17 protein-coding genes and 1 tRNA gene are annotated in these 16,762 nt (G+C 64.6%); 12 read left to right on the forward strand and 6 right to left on the reverse strand.

Annotated elements, in window-relative coordinates:
* Positions 1–6: 6 nt before the first annotated feature.
* The 3 genes from ugpB to BM190_RS00860 all read right to left on the reverse strand — a co-directional run bounded on the left by ugpB (position 7) and on the right by BM190_RS00860 (position 3,501).
* Positions 7–1,323 (reverse strand): sn-glycerol-3-phosphate ABC transporter substrate-binding protein UgpB, encoded by a 1,317-nt coding sequence (gene ugpB / locus BM190_RS00850; protein WP_018323438.1) that lies wholly within the window; start codon positions 1,321–1,323, stop codon positions 7–9.
* Positions 1,324–1,665: 342 nt separating this feature from the next.
* Positions 1,666–2,886, reverse strand: coding sequence for a CaiB/BaiF CoA transferase family protein (locus tag BM190_RS00855; RefSeq protein ID WP_092251422.1), 1,221 nt, complete (start codon positions 2,884–2,886; stop codon positions 1,666–1,668).
* 189 nt (positions 2,887–3,075) lie between these two features.
* Positions 3,076–3,501 carry an organic hydroperoxide resistance protein gene (locus tag BM190_RS00860; protein WP_018323436.1) on the reverse strand — a complete coding sequence of 142 codons (426 nt, stop codon included), beginning with the start codon at positions 3,499–3,501 and terminating at the stop codon, positions 3,076–3,078.
* 155 nt (positions 3,502–3,656) lie between these two features.
* On the opposite strand from BM190_RS00860, the gene BM190_RS00865 reads away from it, so the two are divergent.
* Positions 3,657–4,115 carry a MarR family winged helix-turn-helix transcriptional regulator gene (locus BM190_RS00865; protein ID WP_026202929.1) on the forward strand — a complete coding sequence of 153 codons (459 nt, stop codon included), beginning with the start codon at positions 3,657–3,659 and terminating at the stop codon, positions 4,113–4,115.
* 12 nt (positions 4,116–4,127) lie between these two features.
* Here BM190_RS00865 and BM190_RS00870 read toward each other — a convergent pair whose 3' ends face one another.
* The 3 genes from BM190_RS00870 to BM190_RS00880 all read right to left on the reverse strand — a co-directional run bounded on the left by BM190_RS00870 (position 4,128) and on the right by BM190_RS00880 (position 5,123).
* Positions 4,128–4,361, reverse strand: coding sequence for a GIY-YIG nuclease family protein (locus tag BM190_RS00870; protein ID WP_092251424.1), 234 nt, complete (start codon positions 4,359–4,361; stop codon positions 4,128–4,130).
* A 187-nt stretch (positions 4,362–4,548) separates the two neighbouring features.
* Positions 4,549–4,624 (reverse strand) — tRNA-Ala (locus BM190_RS00875).
* A gap of 91 nt (positions 4,625–4,715) precedes the next feature.
* Positions 4,716–5,123: a TIGR02300 family protein gene (locus BM190_RS00880; protein WP_018323433.1), complete on the reverse strand. Its 408-nt coding sequence runs from the start codon at positions 5,121–5,123 to the stop codon at positions 4,716–4,718.
* A gap of 159 nt (positions 5,124–5,282) precedes the next feature.
* Between BM190_RS00880 and aroA the strand changes: the two genes are divergently transcribed.
* The 11 genes from aroA to BM190_RS00935 all read left to right on the forward strand — a co-directional run bounded on the left by aroA (position 5,283) and on the right by BM190_RS00935 (position 16,758).
* Positions 5,283–6,620 carry a 3-phosphoshikimate 1-carboxyvinyltransferase gene (aroA, locus tag BM190_RS00885; RefSeq protein ID WP_177236840.1) on the forward strand — a complete coding sequence of 446 codons (1,338 nt, stop codon included), beginning with the start codon at positions 5,283–5,285 and terminating at the stop codon, positions 6,618–6,620.
* Positions 6,617–7,255: a (d)CMP kinase gene (gene cmk, locus BM190_RS00890; protein ID WP_018323431.1), complete on the forward strand. Its 639-nt coding sequence runs from the start codon at positions 6,617–6,619 to the stop codon at positions 7,253–7,255. Before aroA ends, cmk begins: the two co-directional genes overlap by 4 nt.
* Before the next feature lie 267 nt (positions 7,256–7,522).
* Positions 7,523–9,229: a 30S ribosomal protein S1 gene (gene rpsA, locus BM190_RS00895; RefSeq protein WP_028139473.1), complete on the forward strand. Its 1,707-nt coding sequence runs from the start codon at positions 7,523–7,525 to the stop codon at positions 9,227–9,229.
* 355 nt (positions 9,230–9,584) lie between these two features.
* Entirely contained in the window at positions 9,585–10,565 is a 981-nt protein-coding gene (gene sppA / locus BM190_RS00900) for a signal peptide peptidase SppA (RefSeq protein WP_018323429.1), read from the forward strand.
* Between the two features lie 171 nt (positions 10,566–10,736).
* Positions 10,737–11,042 carry an integration host factor subunit beta gene (locus BM190_RS00905; RefSeq protein ID WP_007598410.1) on the forward strand — a complete coding sequence of 102 codons (306 nt, stop codon included), beginning with the start codon at positions 10,737–10,739 and terminating at the stop codon, positions 11,040–11,042.
* Between the two features lie 74 nt (positions 11,043–11,116).
* Positions 11,117–11,509, forward strand: coding sequence for a DUF1049 domain-containing protein (locus BM190_RS00910; protein ID WP_018323428.1), 393 nt, complete (start codon positions 11,117–11,119; stop codon positions 11,507–11,509).
* A gap of 65 nt (positions 11,510–11,574) precedes the next feature.
* Positions 11,575–12,258 (forward strand): phosphoribosylanthranilate isomerase, encoded by a 684-nt coding sequence (locus BM190_RS00915; RefSeq protein WP_092251427.1) that lies wholly within the window; start codon positions 11,575–11,577, stop codon positions 12,256–12,258.
* On the forward strand, positions 12,255–13,469 hold the full coding sequence (gene trpB, locus BM190_RS00920; RefSeq protein ID WP_092251428.1) for a tryptophan synthase subunit beta: 1,215 nt from the start codon (positions 12,255–12,257) through the stop codon (positions 13,467–13,469). Before BM190_RS00915 ends, trpB begins: the two co-directional genes overlap by 4 nt.
* Positions 13,466–14,302 carry a tryptophan synthase subunit alpha gene (gene trpA, locus BM190_RS00925; protein WP_092251430.1) on the forward strand — a complete coding sequence of 279 codons (837 nt, stop codon included), beginning with the start codon at positions 13,466–13,468 and terminating at the stop codon, positions 14,300–14,302. The genes trpB and trpA overlap by 4 nt, the downstream gene beginning before the upstream one ends.
* 174 nt (positions 14,303–14,476) lie before the next feature.
* Complete coding sequence (gene accD / locus BM190_RS00930) at positions 14,477–15,418, forward strand: acetyl-CoA carboxylase, carboxyltransferase subunit beta (RefSeq protein ID WP_092251431.1); 942 nt, start codon at positions 14,477–14,479, stop codon at positions 15,416–15,418.
* A complete protein-coding gene (locus tag BM190_RS00935; protein WP_092251432.1) occupies positions 15,415–16,758 on the forward strand; it encodes a bifunctional folylpolyglutamate synthase/dihydrofolate synthase in 1,344 nt (447 codons plus the stop codon). Before accD ends, BM190_RS00935 begins: the two co-directional genes overlap by 4 nt.
* Positions 16,759–16,762 lie beyond the last annotated feature (4 nt).

Genomic DNA, 16,762 nt, shown 5'->3' on the forward strand with positions numbered 1-16,762 from the left:
ATCGCCTCACTTGACGGCGGTCTTTTCGAACTGCCGCAGCATCGTGTTGCCGCGCTCGACGGCGGCATCCAGCGCCTGCTTGGCGGTCTTCTTGCCGGCCAGCGCCTGCTCGATCTCTTCCGACCAGACGTCACGCAGCTGGACCATGTTGCCGAGGCGCAGACCGCGCGAGTTCTCGGTCGGCTCCTTGTTGGTCAGCTCGAGCAGCGGGGTCTCGAGATAGGGCTGGTCCTTGTAGAAGCCCTCGGCCTTGGCCTTCTCATAGGCCGCCTTGGTGATCGGCAGATAGCCCGAGGCCTTGTGGATGTAGACCTGACGATCGGTGTCCGAGAGGAAGGTCAGGAATTTTGCGACGCCCTTGTATTCATCGGCCGGCTTGCCGCCCATGACCCAGAGCGAAGCGCCGCCGATGATCGAGTTCTGCGGCGCGCCCTTTGCCTCCGGATAATACGGCATCGGCACAGCGGTGAAGTTGAACTTGGCCTGGGCCTTGACGTTGCCGAAGAAGGCCGACGAGGTCAGGTAGATCGGGCATTCGCCCGAGGTGAAGCGGCCTTCGCCGGTGTTGGTGCGGCCGGCATAGTCGTAGACCTTGGTCTTCTGGAGCTCGACCAGGTTTTCGAGATGCTTGACCTGGAGCGGCCCGTTGAACTCGAGCTTGGTGTCGAAGCCGTCGAGGCCGTTGGCCTTGCTGGCGAGCGGCACGTTGTGCCAGGCGGAGAGCTGCTCGAGATTGACCCAGGTGACCCAGGAGCCGGAGAAGCCGCAGGTGTCATGACCGGCAGCCTTCAGCTTCTTGGCGGCCTCGAACGTTTCGGGCCAGGTCTTCGGGATCGCGACATTGGCCTTCTTGAGCTCGTCGAGATTGACCCACATCACGGTCGACGACGAATTGAAGGGGAACGACAGCATCTCGCCCTTCGAGGTCGAGTAGTAGCCGGTGATGGCGGGCAGGTAGATCTTGGGATCGAACTTCTCGCCGGCCTCGGCCATCAGCTTGTAGACGGGCTTCACGGCGCCGGTCGCAGCCATCATGGTGGCGGTGCCGACTTCGAACACCTGCATGATGTGCGGCGCGTTGCCGGCACGGAACGCCGCGATGCCCGCGTTCATGGTGTCGGCGTAATTGCCCTTGTAGGTCGGAACGACCTTGAAGTCGCTCTGCGACGCGTTGAAGTCGTTGGCGAGCTTGACGATGACGTCGTTGTTGGCGCCGGTCATCGCGTGCCACCACTGGATTTCCGTCACGGCCAGCGCCGGCGAGGCCGTCATGCCAACCGTGAGTGCAAATGCGGCAGCCGCCCCAAAGTGTCGAAGAGCCATCAAGTAAACCTCCCTTGGCCGTCAAAAGAAGCGCTTGCGCTAGCAGCGCCATATGACGTTCACATGACTGTGTAAGCGGCCGAAACGAAAGCGGCAAGCGCTGGAAAAGGGAAGCCGGCAAATAGGCGAAGACGGCACGGGCGGCCGCATTGGTTCGCGGTGCACCTACGTGGGTCGCGCCGCAGTGCGGCATTGATGTGAGGCAGGCGATCAGGCTGCGGGCTCGAAAACCTCTCCCGCTTGCGGGAGAGGTCGCGCCGAAGGCGCGGGTGAGGGTTCTATCCTCTAGGGGATTGTCCCGTTGCGGAGGCACCCTCTCCCCACCGCAAGCGGGAGAGCCACCTAGCGCTTGCGCTCGGGACCGCAGACGGTGCCCTTCTCGACCATCGCGTCGATCTCGGCCTTGGAGTAGCCGAACTCGCCCAGCACCTCCTGGGAGTGCTGGCTGAATTTCGGCGGCAGCCGGCGCAGGCTCGGCTTGCTGCGGTCGAGCCGGATCGGCGAGGCCACGCCCTTGTACCAGTCCTTCTCGATAATATCGCCGCGCGCGATCGTGTGCGCATTCGTCAGCGCCTGGTCGATCTTCTGCACGGGCCCTGCGGGCAGGCCCGCGGCGAGCAGGCGATTGCACAGCGGCTCGGCCTCGTGCTGGCTGAACACGGCGGCAAGCTCGGCGCGCAGCGCCTCGCGGTTGGCGATGCGGTCCTTGTTGCGGGCAAAGCGCGAATCGGTGCCGAGCTCGGGCTTGCCGATCTCCTTGGCGAGCTTGCGGAAGGTGCCGTCATTGCCGACGCCGATAAAGATGTTGTCGGTCTTGGTCGGGAAGATCGCGTAAGGCACGAGGTTCGGATGCTCGTTGCCGGTGAGGCTCGGCGGCTTGCCATGCATGAAATAATTCGCGGTGTGCGGATGCATGATGGCAAGGCCGGTCTCGTATAGCGTCGTCTCCAGGAATTGGCCCTTGCCGGAACGCTGCCGCTCCGACAGCGCCATCAGGATGCCGATCGCGGCATAAAGTCCGGTGGTGATGTCGACCAAGGGCACGCCGATCCGCATCGGTCCGCTCTCGGGCGAGCCGGTCGCGGCGATCATGCCGGTCATGGCCTGGATGATGGCGTCATAGCCGGGATTGCCGCCGCGCGGGCCGTCGGCGCCGAAGCCGCAGATCCGGCAATGCACGAGGCGCGGAAATTTCTTGCTGAGCACGTCGTTGCCGATGCCCCATTTCTCCAGGGTGCCCGGCTTGAAATTCTCGATCAGGACGTCGGCTGTCTTCAGCATCTTGAGCAGCACGGCACGTCCGCCCTCGGAGGCGAGGTCGAGGCCGATCGAGCGCTTGTTGCGGTTGATGCCAACGAAATAGGCCGCGTCCTCCTCGTGGAAGGGAGGGCCCCATTCACGCACCTCGTCGCCCGCGGGCGGCTCGACCTTGATCACGTCGGCGCCGTGATCGGCGAGGATCTGGGTGCAGTAGGGGCCGCCGAGCACGCGCGTGAGATCGATGACGCGCAATCCGCTCATTGCGCCCAATGCGGCTTCAGAACTGGCGGCTTCAGAACTCATGCCTTCGCTTCCCCTGTGTCGATATTTGGTCCCAGGCCTAGCGAGGTTCGCACAAGCCAGCAATGGCCTGTTGCGTAGGGGCGTATGCAGTGCCCGACCGCATGCCGCGGCGTGGCAAATCAGGATTGGCAGATCAACGGAAGCGGCCGGCCCGAGGGGGATCCCGGGCCAGCCAATCCGCCGTCGCGATCAGACGACCGTCAGGCGAACGTCGACATTGCCGCGCGTGGCATTGGAATACGGGCACACCTGGTGCGCCTTCTCGACCAGCGCCTCGGCTTCCGCGCGGGCGAGGCCCGGCAGCGAGACGGCGAGATCGATGTCGAGACCGAAGCCGCCCTCGGAGCGCGGGCCGATGCCGACGGTCGAGGTGACGGAGGCATCGGCCGGAACCTTCGGCCCGCCCTGCGACGACACGAACTTCATCGCGCCGATGAAGCAGGCGGCATAGCCGGCCGCGAACAGCTGCTCGGGATTGTTGCCGGCGCCGCCGCCGCCGCCGAGCTCCTTCGGCGTGGTCAGCTTGACGTCGAGCGCGCCGTCGAGCGTAGCAGCATGGCCATCGCGGCCGCCGGTGGCCTTGGCGCTGGTCTTGTAAAGGACGTTCACGGACATTGTCGTCTCCTCGGGTCTTCCGGTTGGGGTGCGCTCTGTATCGCAAGCAATTTGATTGTGCGCAATCTAAATTAGCATGGCTCACATTTAATTGTTCGCAATTGAATAAGCCGCCCGCCGGCCCCAGAATGGGAGGAAATCCCGTGAGATTCTCCATGCCCCGGAAGCTATCGACCCTCGATCCGCAACGCCTCGACAACCAGATCTGCTTCGCGGTCTATTCGGCCGCGCACGCCTTCAACCGCGTCTACAAGCCGCTGCTGGATCGGCTCGGCCTGACCTATCCGCAATATCTGGTGATGCTGGTGCTGTGGGAGCGCGACGACGTGCCGGTCAAGGACATCGGCGAGCGGCTGTTCCTGGATTCGGGCACGCTGACGCCGCTGCTCAAGCGGCTCGAGGCCGCCCATCTCGTCAAGCGCACCCGCTCGAGCGAAGACGAGCGTCAGGTCCTGATCGCGCTGACGGCGCAGGGCCATGCACTGAAGGAAAAAGCCCGCAGCGTGCCGCAGTCGATCCTGGCGGCGTCGGACTGCTCGGTGTCGGAACTGGTCACGATGAAGGACGAGATCGTCGCGCTACGGGACCGGCTGAATGCGGTGATCGGGGAGTAGGGGGTTCGGCGATCAGAAATGCTTCTTTGCGAAAGCGCGTCCTGAGCCAGATTTCAGATATCGCTCGAACGCAACAGCGCGTGCAGCGTCGAAGGCGAAATAGGTCCTAATTCGCCAAGGTCCAAATTTGGAGGTGTGCGGTACTTCGCCTGCGTTGTGCTTCGCCAAGCGTGCCCGCAAATCATCCGTGATGCCGACATAGAAGTGCTCGGAATCGAGACTTTCGAGGATATAGACGTATTTCATTCTGCTTCCTCCCCGGAGGGTAGGATAGCAGCTTCAAGGCACGTTTAGCGTGTTGCTTCGATGCAGCGTGGATATCAGCTTGAGCCCGCCGACGCCCTTCGGGCTATGGCGGGGCAGCCTTCGCTCACTTCGCTACGAGAGACTTCCCCAGGCTTGCCTAGCCGAAGCTCGCGAAGCGAGCGAAGGCTGGTGGAGCCAGGCGGGATCGAACCGCCGACCTCTTGCATGCCATGCAAGCGCTCTCCCAGCTGAGCTATGGCCCCTTAGTCCTTGCGGGGATCCTGGTGGATCACCCGCACCGGCGAGTCCTGGTGACTCGCGCGGTGCACCCTTTTTCACAGATCAGGGCTGATCTCAAGTCTCTTCATCACCTCCGACATCACCAATGATGTCGGTCACGTCCTCATCGCCCTCTTCTTCGTCGGCAATGAAGGTCGAATCATCGTCATCGTCGTCATCGAGGGTCTCATCGACCTCGATATCGTCCTCGGATTCGGGCACGGCGGCCTTGACCTTGCCGGTGTTCTCCTCGGCGTCGGCCTCCTCGAGCGAGACCTCCTCGACTTCTGCCGGCTCCGGCGTGGCGTCCGCCGTCGCTGCGTGCCGGGCTTCGGCGCCGCGGGGCATGCGCGCGGGCGCGACCGGGGCGATCGGCACGACTTCGCCGGTATAGGGCGAGATCACCGGATTCTTGTTGAGGTCATAGAACTTCTTGCCCGTGGTTGGGCAAATACGTTTGGTTCCGAGTTCGGACTTGGCCACGGCAGGAATCCTGGGAATGTCTGAAAAGCGGTGTTTCACTTGGCTAGTTGGCGGCCCGCTGTCAATAGCGCATTACGGGAGAACGACATGCCCGTGACGGGGCGCAGACCATGTGGTACCTGCCCCCAGCCCCTCGAGGGCGCATCCAAGGACACAATCGTGACCCATTCCGACCAAACGAGGCCGCTCCAGGCACGCGCCAGCGGGCCCCTGACCGGGAAAGTACGGGTGCCCGGGGACAAATCGATCTCCCACCGTGCCCTCATCCTCGGCGCGCTCGCTGTTGGCGAGACCAGGATTTCGGGCCTGCTGGAGGGCGAGGACGTCCTCAACACCGCCAAATCGATGCAGGCGCTGGGCGCCACCGTGGAGCGGACCGGCGATTTTGCCTGGAAAGTGCAGGGCGTCGGCGTCGCGGGCTTCGCCCAGCCCAAGGAAGCGCTGGATTTCGGGAACTCCGGCACCGGCTGCCGGCTGGTGATGGGCGCCGTCGCCGGCTGCCCGATCTCGGCGGTTTTCGACGGTGACGCCTCGCTGCGCAGCCGCCCGATGCGCCGGATCCTCGATCCCCTGGAAAAGATGGGCGCCAAGGTCATCTCCGGCAGTGAAGGCGGCCGTCTGCCCCTGACCCTCCAGGGCGCGCGCGATCCACTGCCGATCACTTACAAGACCCCCGTCGCCTCGGCCCAGATCAAATCGGCGGTGCTGCTGGCGGGCCTCGCCGCCCCTGGCACCACGACGGTTATCGAGACCGAGGCCAGCCGCGACCACACCGAATTGATGCTGAAGCATTTTGGTGCCGACATCACCTCGGCACGGGAGGGCGTGCACGGCCGCCGTATCACGCTCAAAGGCCAGCCCGAGCTGCACGGCGCCAATGTGGTGGTGCCGGCCGATCCCTCCTCGGCGGCCTTCCCGGTGGTCGCAGCGCTGATCGTCGAGGGCTCCGATGTCACCCTGTCGGATGTCATGACCAATCCGCTGCGCACCGGCCTGTTCACCACACTGCGCGAAATGGGCGCCTCGATCGAGGAGAGCGAAGTTCGCGGGGACGCCGGCGAGCCGATGGCGAAGCTGCGCGTGCGCGCCTCGAAGCTGCGCGGCGTCGTGGTGCCGCCGGAGCGCGCGCCCTCGATGATCGATGAATATCTCGTGCTGGCTGTGGCAGCCGCCTTCGCCGAGGGCACGACGATCATGCGCGGCCTGCAGGAGCTGCGCGTCAAGGAATCGGACCGCCTGGAGGCCACGGCCGCCATGCTCCGCGTCAATGGCGTGAAGGTCGAGGTCTCCGGCGATGATCTGATCGTCGAGGGTCGCGGTCACGTCCCCGGCGGCGGCACCGTCGCGACCCACATGGACCATCGCATCGCGATGTCCGCCTTGGTGATGGGCTGCGCCTCCGATCAGCCGGTGACCGTCGACGACACCGCCTTCATCGCCACCAGTTTCCCGGACTTCATTCCGATGATGCGTTCGCTAGGGGCCGAGTTTTCATGATCATCGCCATCGACGGACCCGCGGCCTCGGGCAAGGGGACGCTCGGCAAGCGTCTCGCCCACCATTACGGCTACCGTCATCTCGATACCGGCGTGATCTATCGCGCGGTGGCCTATGCCCTGATGCAGTCCGGTCACGATCTCCGGGACGAGGCGGCTGCGGTCGCCGCGGCGCTGGAACTTGATCCCGAGAAGTTCGGCAATCCGGCCCTGAAGACCCAGAAGGCCGGAGAGGGCGCCTCCATCGTCTCGGCGATCCCTAGGGTTCGCGAAGTCCTGGTCAATTTTCAGCGGCAATTCGCCGCCGATCCACCTGGAGCGGTGCTGGACGGCCGGGACATTGGAACCGTGATCTGCCCGCATGCCGACGTGAAGATTTTCGTCGTCGCCGACCCAAAAGTCCGGGCCCGCCGCCGGACCATGGAGGCCAAGGCGAGGGGGGAGGAGGCCGACGAGGCCGCCGTGCTGGCCGACATCATCCAGCGCGACGAACGCGACAAGAACCGGCCGATTGCCCCCCTGAAACCGGCCGCGGATGCTTACTTGCTAGATAACTCCCAACTGGATATAGAAGGCGGCGTCCGGGCCGCCATCGACATTATCGAGGCCGTCCGAGCGGGCCGGTCGCGGGGTTAAGCCGCCGCCGTCATTGGAGGAAGTGCCCGCTCCCGCTCTTTGAGGTCGATACCTCGGTCCCCTGTTTGGGGCCGACGCGATCCAGGCTCCGGACACAAGATTTCCACGTACCGAACGCGCGGGCCTCAGCCGGCCCGCTTCCGCTGTTCCGCCTCTCAGGCCGGAGCAGCGAGCGGTCGCTCGAAGGTCTTGCGGACCTTCCGACACTGCGCGTGCGATGCGCCCATGAACCCAACGGCCGGCACGACATCCGCAACTGGAGAACAAATGGCTTCGACTTCTGCTGATACCTATAGCCCGTCGCGCGACGATTTCGCCGCGATGCTCGACGAGTCCTTCGCAGGTGGCAACCTGCAGGAGAGCTCCGTCGTCAAGGGCAAGGTTGTTGCAATTGAAAAGGACATGGCCGTCATCGACGTCGGCCTGAAGACCGAGGGCCGCGTCGCCCTGCGCGAATTTTCCGGCCCCGGCCGTGACAGCGAACTGAAGGTCGGCGACGAGGTTGAAGTGTTCCTCGATCGCATCGAGAACGCGCTCGGCGAAGCCGTGCTGTCGCGCGACAAGGCCCGCCGCGAGGAGAGCTGGGGCAAGCTCGAGAAGGCGTTCCAGAACAACGAGAAGGTCAACGGCGTCATCTTCAACCAGGTCAAGGGCGGCTTCACCGTCGACCTGGACGGTGCCGTGGCCTTCCTGCCGCGCTCGCAGGTCGACATCCGTCCGATCCGTGACGTTGCGCCGCTGATGAACAACTCGCAGCCGTTCCAGATCCTGAAGATGGATCGCCGCCGCGGCAACATCGTCGTGTCTCGCCGCACGGTTCTCGAAGAGACCCGCGCCGAGCAGCGTCAGGAGCTGGTGCAGAACCTCGAAGAGGGTCAGGTCATCGACGGCGTGGTCAAGAACATCACCGATTACGGTGCGTTCGTTGATCTCGGCGGCATCGACGGCCTGCTGCACGTCACCGACATCGCGTGGCGCCGCGTCAACCACCCGACCGAGGTGCTCTCGATCGGCCAGACCGTGAAGGTCAAGATCATCAAGATCAACCACGAGACGCACCGCATCTCGCTGGGCATGAAGCAGCTGCTGGACGATCCGTGGCAGGGCATCGAAGCCAAGTACCCGCTGGGTGCCCGCTTCACCGGTCGCGTCACCAACATCACCGACTACGGTGCGTTCGTCGAGCTCGAGCCGGGCATCGAAGGCCTTATCCACGTCTCCGAGATGTCGTGGACCAAGAAGAACATGCACCCCGGCAAGATCGTTTCGACCTCGCAGGAAGTCGAAGTGCAGGTGCTGGAAGTCGATTCCGTCAAGCGCCGCATCTCGCTCGGCCTCAAGCAGACCATGCGCAACCCCTGGGAGGTCTTCGTTGAAGGTCACCCGACCGGTTCGACCGTCGAGGGCGAGGTCAAGAACAAGACCGAGTTCGGTCTGTTCCTGGGTCTCGAGGGCGACGTCGACGGCATGGTCCATCTCTCCGACCTCGACTGGAAGCTTCCGGGCGAGCAGGTGATCGACAACTACAAGAAGGGCGACATGGTGAAGGCCGTGGTGCTCGATGTGGACGTCGAGAAGGAGCGCATCTCGCTCGGCATCAAGCAGCTCGAAGGCGACCCCTTCGCCGAGCCGGGCGATGTCAAGAAGGGCGCGGTCGTGACCTGCGAAGTGCTCGAAGTGAAGGAAAGCGGCATCGAGGTGAAGATCACCGGTACCGACTTCTCGACCTTCATCAAGCGCTCCGAGCTCGCCCGTGATCGCAACGACCAGCGCGCCGAACGCTTTGCCGTCGGCGAGAAAGTCGATGCCCGCGTGATCCAGTTCGACAAGAAGGCCCGCAAGGTCCAGGTGTCGATCAAGGCGCTCGAAGTCGCCGAAGAAAAGGAAGCCATCGCGCAGTACGGCTCCTCCGATTCGGGAGCAACGCTCGGCGACATCCTCGGCACCGCGCTCAAGAACCGCGACAGCAAGTAAGCGAGACGTTCGTTTCGCTGCATCAAAGCCCCGGCGTGAGCCGGGGCTTTTTTGTTTGCTGTCTCCACAAACTTCGCTGTCGTCCCGGACAAGCGCAGCTTAGATTCGGGACCCATAGCCACCGGATTGAGTTTGGCGAAGACCCGGAGTGCGAGCTTTGCACGACAACTTCTCCCTGTGGTTATGGGTCCCTGCGTTCGCAGGGACGACAGCAAGGGTGTGGCGGGGTACCGGGCTCCCACCGCGCTCACAGCCTTGTTTTCTTCAAATTGCGCCGCAATTGATGTATCCAGATAGGGCGTTGGTCACGCTGTGAGGGCACAACGCGTTCGGCCTTTCATTTGGAGATATCTAGATGTCGCTCGATTCGGACATCATCGTCGATCGCCGCAGGATCCGCCGCAAGCTGACGTTCTGGCGCGTGGTGGCTGCGCTGATCGCGATTGCGGCGATTGCGGGCTTTGCGCTGGTCGTGACACCGGGTACGCGGGGCACGTTCGCGTCCGCCGGCTCGATCGCGCGGGTCCAGATCGAGGGCCTGATCCGCAGCGATTCCGATCGTACGCAGGCGCTGGAGCGGCTGGAGAATTCGCAGGCCGCCGCCGTCATCATTCACATCAACTCGCCGGGCGGCACCACCGCCGGCTCCGAGCAGCTCTACGATTCACTCGTCCGGCTGAAGGCGAAAAAGCCGCTCGTCGTGGTGGTTGAGGGCCTGGCTGCCTCCGGGGGCTACATCACGGCGATTGCGAGCGACCACATCATCGCGCAGCAGAGCTCGCTGGTCGGGTCGATCGGTGTGCTGTTCCAATATCCCAACGTCAGCGAGCTGCTGAAGACCATCGGCGTCAAGGTCGAGGAGGTGAAGTCGTCGCCGCTGAAGGCTGCGCCCAACGGTTTTGAGCCGACCAGCCCGGAAGCACGGGCCGCGCTCGATGCGCTGGTGAGGGATTCCTATGCCTGGTTCAGGGGATTGGTGAAGGAGCGGCGTGGCATGGATGACACGCAGCTCGAGAAAGTGGCCGACGGCCGCGTCTTCACCGGACGCCAGGCGATCGACCTCAAGCTGATCGATCAGATCGGCGACGAGAAGACGGCGGTGACCTGGCTGGTCGAGCAGAAGGGTGTCAAGAAGGGGCTCTCCGTGCGCGACTACAAGCTCCAGCCGCGCTTTGGCGATCTGCCATTCCTCAAGACGGCGGCCGCCGTTACGCTGGAAGCGCTCGGTTTGGGCTCGATTGCGCATCAAATCGGGCAAACCGGCGTCGCGCAGGCGGTCGATCGGTTCGGAATGGATGGAATGCTGGCCCTGTGGCAACCGGCCACCTCAAATTGAGGGGGTTGGGCGAGCGCCTGAGGGTTTTCCCGTTTGACGGGCGTCGGGCCAGCCCGCTTTTTCGGCATTTGTCACGCAATTTCACGACGCTCAACCTTGATTTAGCGTCTTGACAGATCAAGGTATTTTCACGGAAATGGTCATCCGCACGCTTCCGGGTCCTATCTCTCGATGATCAAATCCGAACTTGTTCAGCGTATCGCCGAGCACAACCCGCATCTGTACCAGCGGGATGTCGAGAACATTGTGAATGCGATTCTCGAAGAGATCGTAGCGGCCCTCGCGCGCGGTGACCGCGTCGAGTTGCGCGGCTTCGGTGCCTTCTCGGTCAAGCACCGCCCCGCACGCGCCGGGCGCAATCCACGCACCGGCGCGCATGTGCCCGTCGATCAGAAGAGCGTTCCGTTCTTCAAGACCGGCAAGGAAATGCGCGAGCGGCTGAACCGCGACCATCCGGATCCCGGCGCGCCCGACTGAGGCTGTCGTCGTCGGGGTTTAACCTGATAGCCGCATGATGCGGCCGCAAGCTTGATTCAAGACGAGCGATCGCGATGCGAAAGTTCCTGACCGCGCTGATCGTGATTCCGCTGGGCCTGATCCTGGTGGCCTTCGCCGTTGCCAACCGGCACTTCGTCACGGTCTCGTTCGACCCGTTCATTGCGAACGACCCGTCATTGTCGGTCACGCTGCCGCTGTTCCTGCTCCTGATCCTGGTCGCCGCCCTCGGCGTCTTCGCCGGCGGCTCCGCCGTCTGGCTCGGTCAGCGGCACTGGCGCCGCGCGGCGCGCCGGCACGAGGGGGATTCGCGGGCGGCCAAGGCCGAACTGGCCGATTTGCGGGCCCAGGCGGCCGCGGCAAGGCCCGGCTCGCAGCGCCTGCCCGTTCCCTCCGGGGTCGGGCTTTACGGGCCCATCGGGCGAGACAAGCAGCGCGCGACGTTGTAGAAGCGGCCCCGACCGAAAACCCTGTTTTCCGGCCGCACCTTGCGGCCTCCATTTGCTTTGAGACCATGTCCCTGCTCGTCAAGATCTGTGGCCTGTCCACGCGCGAGACGCTTCAAACGGCGCTCGAGGCGGGTGCGGATATGGTGGGGTTCGTGTTCTTCCCGCCTTCGCCGCGGCACCTGTCCCTGGAGCTTGGTCGCGACCTCGGCCGCCAGGTGAAGGGGCGTGCGCTCAAGGTGGCGCTCACGGTCGATGCCGACGATGCGACGCTCGACAACATCATGGACGCGCTGTCGCCGGACATTTTCCAGCTGCACGGCAAGGAGAGCGTGGCGCGGCTGCGCGACATCAAGCAGCGGTTCGGCCGCCCGGTGATGAAGGCGGTCCCGGTCGCGACCGCGGCGGATCTCGCCGTGTTGCCCGGCTATGCCGCGATCGCCGACCGCATCCTGTTCGATGCCCGCGCGCCGAAGGATGCGACCCGGCCCGGCGGCCTCGGGGAGCCCTTCGACTGGCACCTGCTCGAAAACCTCGACCTGAAGCTACCCTACATGGTCTCGGGCGGGCTTCATGCCGATAACCTCGCGGAAGCTCTCCGCGTCACCCGCGCCGGCGGCGTCGACGTCTCCTCCGGCGTCGAGAGCGCCCCTGGGGTCAAGGATCCCGAGATGATCAAGGCCTTCATTCGCGCCGCGCGCGCCAGCCAAGAGCCCCGTCAAGAGTCCAGCCAAGAGTTGAGTGTTCGATGAACGTCGCCAAACCCAATTCCTATCGCAGCGGTCCCGACGATCGCGGCCATTTCGGCATCTTCGGCGGCCGCTTCGTCGCCGAAACCCTGATGCCGCTGATCCTCGATCTGGAGAAGGCCTACACCGAGGCCAAGGCCGATCCGGCCTTCCAGGCCGAGATGAACGGCTACCTCACGCATTATGTCGGCCGGCCCTCGCCGCTCTATTTCGCCGAGCGCCTGACCGAGCATCTCGGCGGCGCCAAGATTTACCTGAAGCGCGAAGAGCTCAACCACACCGGCTCGCACAAGGTGAACAATGTGCTCGGCCAGATCATGCTGGCGCGGCGCATGGGCAAGAAGCGCATCATCGCCGAGACCGGCGCCGGCCAGCACGGTGTCGCCACCGCGACGCTGTGCGCGCGCTTCGGGCTCGAATGCGTGGTCTATATGGGCGCCGTCGACGTCGAGCGGCAGCAGCCCAACGTGATCCGCATGGAGATGCTGGGTGCGACGGTGGTCCCGGTGCAGTCGGGCACGCGCACGCTGAAGGACGCCATGAACGAGGCCCTGCGCGACTGGGTCACCAACGTGCACAACACCTTCTACTGCATCGGCACGGTGGCCGGCCCGCATCCCTATCCGACGCTGGTGCGCGACTTCCAGTCGATCATCGGCAACGAGACCAAGGCGCAGATGCAGGAAGTCGAGGGTCGCCTGCCGGATTCGCTGGTCGCCTGCATCGGCGGCGGCTCCAACGCGATGGGCCTGTTTCACCCGTTCCTCGATGATCCTTCCGTCGAGATCTTCGGCGTCGAAGCCGCGGGCCATGGGTTGACGCAACTGCATGCGGCGTCGATCGCGGGCGGCCGTCCCGGCGTGCTGCACGGCAACCGCACTTATCTCTTGATGGATGCCGACGGCCAGATCCAGGACGCGCATTCGATCTCGGCGGGCCTCGACTATCCCGGCATCGGCCCCGAGCATTCCTGGCTGCACGAGATCGGCCGTGTGAACTATCTCTCCGCGACCGATGACGAGGCGCTCGCCGCGTTCCAGTTGCTGTCGCGCCTCGAAGGCATCATCCCCGCGCTCGAGCCCGCGCACGCCATCGCCAAGGTGATGGAGCTCGCGCCGAAGCGGCCGAGAGATCACCTGATGGTCGTCAACCTCTCCGGCCGCGGCGACAAGGACGTCCCGCAGGTCGGCGATATCCTGAGGGGCAAGAAGTGACCACGCGTATCGACACCCGTTTCGCCGAATTGAAGAAAGAGGGCCGCGCGGCCTTTGTCACCTATGTGATGGCCGGTGATCCCGATCTCGCGACGTCGCTCGAGGTCGTCAAGGCGCTGCCCAAGGCAGGCGCCGACGTCATCGAGCTCGGCATTCCCTTCACCGATCCGATGGCGGATGGCCCGTCGATTCAGGCTGCAGGTCTGCGTGCGCTCAAGGCCGGTATGACCTTGAAGAAGACGCTCGACCTCGTGCGCGACTTCCGCAAGGACGACAACATCACGCCGCTGGTGCTGATGGGCTATTACAATCCGATCTACATTTACGGCGTCGACAAGTTTTTGGCTGACGCCAAGACGGCCGGCGTCGACGGTCTCATCATCGTCGATCTGCCGCCGGAGGAAGACGACGAACTCTGCATTCCCGCGCTGAAGGCGGGCCTGAACTTCATTCGCCTGGCGACCCCGACCACCGACGACAAGCGTCTGCCCGCGGTGCTCGCGAACACATCCGGCTTTGTCTATTACGTCTCGATTGCCGGCATCACCGGTGCAGCGGCGGCGGACGCGAATGCCGTCGGTGAAGCTGTCGCGCGCATCAAGCGGCATACCAAGCTGCCGATATGCGTTGGTTTTGGCATCCGCACGCCGGAGGCGGCGCGCGCCATTGCGGAGAAGGCCAATGGTTCGGTGGTCGGCACCGCGCTGGTCGATGCGCTCAAGAACAGCCTCGACGCCGAGGGACGGGCGACCGGCAAAACCGTTAACGCCGTGGCCGAGCTGACGGCCGCCCTGGCTCAAGGCGTCAAGGGCGCGCAGCAGGCGGCGGAATAGGCCATAATTCCGCTTTAGCTCTTGAGTTTGAGCATGATCTTGTCGGAAAACCGCTTCACACTTTTCCGGATCATGCTCTAAGGCGGACGACACGGCGGCTTGCCGGGCAGCGGCCTGGTCGCCATATATCCCTTCAGGCGATCCGCGAGGCGGCATCGCACATCGGAGCAAACCATGAACTGGCTTACCAACGTGGTCCGGCCGAAGATCCGCAACATGCTGCGGCGGGAGACGCCGGAGAATCTGTGGATCAAGTGCCCGGATTCCGGGCAGCTCGTGTTCTACAAGGACGTCGAGGCCAACCAGTTCGTCATCCCCGGCTCGAACTACCACATGCGCATGGGCGCGGTGGCGCGCTTGAAGTCGATCTTCGACAACGAGACCTGGTTCGACGTCGCGCTGCCCGAAGTCACGCCCGATCCGCTCAAGTTCCGCGACGAGAAGAAATACGTCGACCGCATCAAGGACGCGCGCGCCCGAACCAATCTGAATGATGCGATCAAGGTCGGTTACGGCAAGCTCGAAGGCTCCGCCGTGGTCGTCGCCGTGCAGGATTTCGATTTCATGGGCGGCTCGCTCGGCATGGCCGCGGGCGAAGCCATCGTCCGCGGGCTCGAGCTCGCAGTCGAGAAGAAGTCGCCGTTCATCGTGTTCGCCGCATCCGGCGGCGCACGCATGCAGGAAGGCATCTTGTCGCTGATGCAGATGCCGCGCACGACGGTCGCGGTGCAGATGCTGCGCGAGGCCAAGCAACCCTATATCGTCGTGCTGACCAACCCCACCACCGGCGGTGTCACCGCGTCCTATGCGATGCTCGGCGACGTGCAGATCGCCGAGCCCGGCGCGCTGATCGGCTTTGCCGGCGCCCGCGTGATCGAGCAGACCATCCGCGAGAAGCTGCCTGAAGGGTTTCAGCGCGCCGAATATCTGAAAGAGCACGGCATGGTCGACATGGTCGTGCATCGCCACGAGCTGCGTCCGACCCTGGCGCGGCTCTGCCGTCTGCTGACCAAGGCGCCGGCGCTGGAGACCGCGTCGAAGCCGATGCAGCCGGTGCTCAGCCCGGCGCAGATCGTATCGGCCGCCGAGACGGCGCCGGCTGCGCCGCACGCGTGAACGCGTCCTCTGACAGCGCGAAGACGCCGCTCGGTGAATTGATCGGGCGGCTGTCGGTCCTGCATCAGAAGCGCATCGATCTCGGGCTGGAGCGGATGCACCGCCTGCTCGAACGGCTCGGCCACCCCGAACGCAAGCTGCCGCCGGTGATCCACATCGCCGGTACCAACGGCAAGGGCTCGACACTCGCCTACCTGCGCGCGACGCTGGAGGCCGCGGGCTTACGCGTCCACGCCTATACCTCGCCCTATCTCGTCAGGATCAACGAGTGCTTCCGGCTCGGCCGCGTTGGCGGCGGCATGCTGGTCGGTGACGACGAATTGCGCGCGGCCCTGGAAGAGGTCGAGCGCGTCAATGCCGGCGAGGCCGCGACATTGTTCGAGCTGAAAACGGCGGCTGCCTTCCATCTGTTCGCACAGAACCCGGCCGACGTAGTGCTGCTCGAAGTCGGCCTCGGCGGCCGGCTCGATTCGACCAATGTGGTCGATACGCCCGCGGCCTGCGTGATCACGCCCGTCAGCATGGACCACATGGATTTCCTCGGGGACACCCTGACAGCGATCGCCGGCGAGAAGGCAGCGATCATCAAGCGCGGCGTGCCCGTGATCTCTGCGGAGCAGGCGGGCGAAGCCATGGCGGTGATCGAGGCGCAGGCCAGGCGCATGCGCGCGCCGCTGTTTGCGGCGAACGAGAGCTGGCACGTCAATGTCGAGCACGGCCGCCTGGTCTACTCCGACGATCGCGGCCTGATGGATCTCACCGCGCCGCGGTTGTTCGGCCGCCACCAGTTCGACAATGCCGGCCTCGCGATCGCGACGCTGCGGGCGATTCCGAACTTTGGGATCAATCAGGCGGCGTTTGAGGCCGGCATCGTCGGTGCCGAATGGCCGGCGCGGATGCAGCGCCTCACCTCCGGCGAGCTGCTCGCTCTCGGACCGCAGGGCTCGGAGATCTGGCTCGATGGCGGGCACAATGCCGAAGGCGGCCGTGTCGCGGCCGCCGCGCTCGGCGATCTCGAGGAGCGGGTGTCGCGACCGCTGGTCGTCATCGCGGGCATGATGGCCAACAAGGACGCGCAGGGCTTCCTCGCCAATTTCGCCGGCCTCACCCGTCACATCATTGCGGTGCCGATCCCCGACACCGAGAACGCGATGCCGGTCGATCGCCTCGCCGACGCCGCGCGCAGCCTCGGCATGCGCGTCGAGACCGTCTCGGGCGTCGAAGCCGCACTGCGTGGCCTGTCGAAGCTCGCCTACGAGGTGCCGCCGCGCATCCTGATATCAGGCTCGCTGTATCTGGCCGGCCACGTGCTGGCGATCAACGGCACGCCTCCTGCATGAGGCT

Origin of the sequence: Bradyrhizobium sp. Rc3b (assembly GCF_900114915.1) — a bacterium.
GTDB lineage: Bacteria > Pseudomonadota > Alphaproteobacteria > Rhizobiales > Xanthobacteraceae > Bradyrhizobium.

Bases quoted from the DNA above. Each gene is read 5' to 3' on its own strand.
- ugpB (WP_018323438.1), bottom strand. From the start codon at position 1,323: ATGGCTCTTCGACACTTTGGGGCGGCTGCCGCATTTGCACTCACGGTT.
- BM190_RS00855 (WP_092251422.1), bottom strand. From the start codon at position 2,886: ATGAGTTCTGAAGCCGCCAGTTCTGAAGCCGCATTGGGCGCAATGAGC.
- BM190_RS00860 (WP_018323436.1), bottom strand. From the start codon at position 3,501: ATGTCCGTGAACGTCCTTTACAAGACCAGCGCCAAGGCCACCGGCGGC.
- BM190_RS00865 (WP_026202929.1), top strand. From the start codon at position 3,657: ATGCCCCGGAAGCTATCGACCCTCGATCCGCAACGCCTCGACAACCAG.
- BM190_RS00870 (WP_092251424.1), bottom strand. From the start codon at position 4,361: ATGAAATACGTCTATATCCTCGAAAGTCTCGATTCCGAGCACTTCTAT.
- cmk (WP_018323431.1), top strand. From the start codon at position 6,617: ATGATCATCGCCATCGACGGACCCGCGGCCTCGGGCAAGGGGACGCTC.
- rpsA (WP_028139473.1), top strand. From the start codon at position 7,523: ATGGCTTCGACTTCTGCTGATACCTATAGCCCGTCGCGCGACGATTTC.
- sppA (WP_018323429.1), top strand. From the start codon at position 9,585: ATGTCGCTCGATTCGGACATCATCGTCGATCGCCGCAGGATCCGCCGC.
- BM190_RS00905 (WP_007598410.1), top strand. From the start codon at position 10,737: ATGATCAAATCCGAACTTGTTCAGCGTATCGCCGAGCACAACCCGCAT.
- BM190_RS00910 (WP_018323428.1), top strand. From the start codon at position 11,117: ATGCGAAAGTTCCTGACCGCGCTGATCGTGATTCCGCTGGGCCTGATC.
- BM190_RS00915 (WP_092251427.1), top strand. From the start codon at position 11,575: ATGTCCCTGCTCGTCAAGATCTGTGGCCTGTCCACGCGCGAGACGCTT.
- trpB (WP_092251428.1), top strand. From the start codon at position 12,255: ATGAACGTCGCCAAACCCAATTCCTATCGCAGCGGTCCCGACGATCGC.
- accD (WP_092251431.1), top strand. From the start codon at position 14,477: ATGAACTGGCTTACCAACGTGGTCCGGCCGAAGATCCGCAACATGCTG.